The sequence below is a fragment of the Natronogracilivirga saccharolytica genome (assembly GCF_017921895.1).
GTDB classification, from domain to species: Bacteria; Bacteroidota; Rhodothermia; order Balneolales; family Natronogracilivirgulaceae; genus Natronogracilivirga; species Natronogracilivirga saccharolytica.
In genome coordinates this window covers 1-3280 of the sequence record NZ_JAFIDN010000025.1, presented here as the reverse complement: position 1 = coordinate 3280, position 3280 = coordinate 1, and the positions used below count along the sequence as shown (strand labels likewise).

3 protein-coding genes are annotated in these 3280 nt (G+C 47.7%); 2 read left to right on the top strand and 1 reads right to left on the bottom strand.

The window, feature by feature from the left end; genetic code table 11:
* The coding region (locus NATSA_RS15220) for an IS1380 family transposase (RefSeq protein ID WP_210513474.1) at positions 1-1053 on the top strand (1053 nt) is incomplete at its 5' end.
* Positions 1054-1077: 24 nt separating this feature from the next.
* On the opposite strand, the gene NATSA_RS15215 is transcribed toward NATSA_RS15220, so the two are convergent.
* The gene (locus NATSA_RS15215; RefSeq protein ID WP_210513473.1) at positions 1078-2679 is read right to left on the bottom strand and encodes an integrase catalytic domain-containing protein; all 1602 of its coding nucleotides are present in this window, start codon (positions 2677-2679) and stop codon (positions 1078-1080) included.
* Between the two features lie 120 nt (positions 2680-2799).
* Here NATSA_RS15215 and NATSA_RS15210 point away from each other — a divergent pair, with 120 nt between their 5' ends.
* A complete protein-coding gene (locus tag NATSA_RS15210; RefSeq protein WP_210513472.1) occupies positions 2800-3039 on the top strand; it encodes a hypothetical protein in 240 nt (79 codons plus the stop codon).
* Positions 3040-3280: the final 241 nt, after the last annotated feature.

The following is a 3280-nucleotide window of genomic DNA, read 5'->3' as shown; positions in this document are numbered from 1 at the left end:
GGCGGACTGGTTAGTGACATGGACAACGTCAAAGCCATGATCGGGCTGATCTGTCTTGGAAAACCATTTTTTGACGCCATCGCCGAATACCGCGATGAGCCCTGGTTTGCCATGGCACTGGGCCTGCAGCGATTGCCATCGCCGGAAACCTTGCACCAGCGTATTCAAAGCTTTCCGGAAAAAACCGGCCGGGTTTGGCGCGATTTTACCACGCGTCTGCTGGCCGCAAACCCCGGCCTTTTGGGCCAGAAGATCCATGGCCAGACCTGGACGGTTATTGACTCCGACGTCTCGCCCATGGATAACTCCGACAACCAAAAAGAAGGCGTTTCGTGGACCTATAAGAATTATGCCGGCTATGCGCCCATGTTCGGCTATATCGGCCCGTATGGGCTGATGCTCAATAATGAGCTTCGTCCCGGATCGGCCCACAGCAACTGCGCCGGAACCGCTGATTGGTTCGATCAGACTCTGAAGATGGCTGGGCGCGTGAGCCCGCACCGCCGGTTGATCGTCGCCGATTCGGGCAACGACAGCGCCGAAAACCTGGAGGTTTTTCGCCGGCACGCCGATACCGATTTTCTCGTCAAGCACAATCTGCGAAACGATGATCCGCAACAGTGGCTGGACATGGCCAAAGAGCAGACGGGTGAACAAGAGTATGAGAAGCTCGACCGCGGTGCCTGGGCCTGGTATGGGGAGCGGGAAATGGTCCTTCCGGGTCAGCAGAACGTGGATGATGAGCAAAAGGTTACACAACGCGTGGTGTTCCGGGCCACCGAACGCTTTGCCCACCCTGACGGGCAGTGCATCAGCCCCCATCTGGTGATGATTGATGCCTACTGGACCTCGCTGGACTGGACGCCGGAGCAGGTTCATGCATGTTACAACCAGCGCGGCACCAGCGAACAGTATCACAGCGAGTTGAAAAGCGATATGGGCGTGGAACGCCTGCCGTCGGGCAAGTTTGCGGCTAATCAGCAGATCCTGGACTTGGCGATGATTGCCTTGATCAACGTCAACTATTTTTCCGTTTCGTGTTGCCTCAAGTAAAAACCTTACTATCGAATGGCTGCATTAAACGGAATCCGGTTCCAGAATGATACCAATTTCTTCGGTAATTTTTTTGATCTGCTCCATTCGCAATTCTTTAATCCTGCGTTGTAGAGTACGTAGTTGACCGTTTTTGAACTTACCCGGATATTTTATCTGTATACTTCGGAATAGGGATTTAGCATCCAGGTTAGGATTTTGTTGAAAGGCGATAATTATCTCATGTTTGATATCTTTGAATGGATCTGGACGAGTCAGCCAATTGTGGTTAACCAGATGATATTTCCCACTTCTTTTGGTCTTCCGGAAAATACGGTTGGTATTGTCTAAAGTGCTGATTTCTTTATGGGTATTATTGCCATTCCGTCTTCTCTTGGGAACAGCATGATTGATACTGTCGCCATTTGGGACGACATTTTGGCTTGTTGTCTGTTTTCCATTTAATTGTTTATGCAACGCATCAGAAGCTGAGCTTATCCAGGCTCTTTGCCATAATAAATCCTGTTTTTCAGCTATTTGCATAAGCAGTTTCACCGGATCCAGTGAATGGTATTGTTGTTTGAGTTCTTTTTTAACCTTATCTGAAATTTCCGGACTTACCTGAATACGTTGATAGGGAGTTTTTGCTTTATCGTACGTCTTGCTGACTTTGCTGCCGTCGCGCTCCTTAGCGATGAGTTTCATTGACGGCTGGAAAAAATTCACATAAAGCCTGATCAATTTATATAGATCGGCGAATCGACGACAACTTTCCATACCTTCAAAACGGTCATAACCAACAAATCGGCGAACTACCTGGCAGTTTTTCTGTTCTACATGACATTGATCATTCTTTTTGTAAGCTCTAGATCGGGTAAAGGTTACCTGCTCATCACGGCAATAGTTGATCAGGGATCGATTCAAAAACTCGGTGCCATTATCCGTATCCAAGCCCTTCAGGGCGAAAGGGAAACGTTTCCGGGTAGTTTTGATGGCACTCAGTGCCATTTGTTGATCACGGTATGGTATTGGAGTAGGTTCGGTCCAACCGGTGGCAATATCTGTCATTACAAGCGTATGAACATAGCTGCCTTGAACCGAAGTACCACAATGGGCCACCAGGTCAGCTTCAATAAATCCGGGTTCGGTCTCCTTCCAGTCAAAAAAAGTTCGAACGGGTATATTTCGTTTGAGCAGGAAACCACTTCTTGTAGTGGAAAGTCCACGAATTCGCTTAGAGTTTCTTGATTTTGCCAAAATGCGATCTACAGTTGCCGGACTGATACTCAAGAGTCGTGAACGAACGTGCGGAGATAACTTTAAATGATTATACCGGGTCAACACCTCAATTAGTTCTGGAAGATAAGGCACCAGGCGCTTACTGCAGATCCGATTAGATGCCTCCCAGATCTGTATGAGTGCTTTCTGAACTTCGTCATCGTATTTTATGCTTTTAGCGGGCCTTTTGGGTATAACTTTCGCCTTTTGTAACGGTTTAAATTTCCGGAGCAGCAGGATGGCGTATTTTCGATGGTATCCTGTGGCTGCAGTAAATTCATCTAAAATCTTCATTTTAGCGGTTCTATTCACCTTGTAGTAACGCAAGGCTACACTCAAAACCAACTCTTTACGTGCATTGTAAGTCATTAAAAGCCCCATTTTGTTTACCCACTGAATTTAAGTTTCTGTCAGTAGGTAAGATTTTAGTTGAGGCAACCATCATGCGAAAGTAAGATTTTGGATGAGGCAATGCGGAAGGAATTATTAATGTCGTCAATCATTGCCTACAACCTGTTGCGTCTTATGGGCCAGAACATGCTGCGTAGCGGTCTGGTACCCCGGCGCAAAGCCCGCAGCAGTCGGTTGCGTCTGCGAACCGTGATGCGGAATCTGATGTATATGGCTGGGCGCCTGGTGCGTCATGCCAGAAGGACGGTGATCCGGATCTTCACAGGTCATGGCTGGGCCCGGCCGGCTCTTGCCCTGGCGCGAGGCCCTGATCTTTAAGTTGGATGACTCGAAAAACACGACGATTGCTTTCAAAACCGGGGAGCCAGCATAGACTGGAAGCTGGAACTGTGTCAGGATTGTACGATTAAAGTCTTTTTTTTCTTACTTAGTGCTATATTTTACCGCAAGAGCACACCTTGATAATGAAGAACGGGCTGCCAGACAGCATTTTGTGACAGCGTCAGGGCAAACTGTGCATATTTTTGATAATAATCGGATAAATTCACGGAATCAGGTA

Coding starts and splice junctions, on each gene's coding strand:
- NATSA_RS15215 (WP_210513473.1), bottom strand. CDS start 2,679: ATGACTTACAATGCACGTAAAGAGTTGGTTTTGAGTGTAGCCTTGCGT.
- NATSA_RS15210 (WP_210513472.1), top strand. CDS start 2,800: ATGTCGTCAATCATTGCCTACAACCTGTTGCGTCTTATGGGCCAGAAC.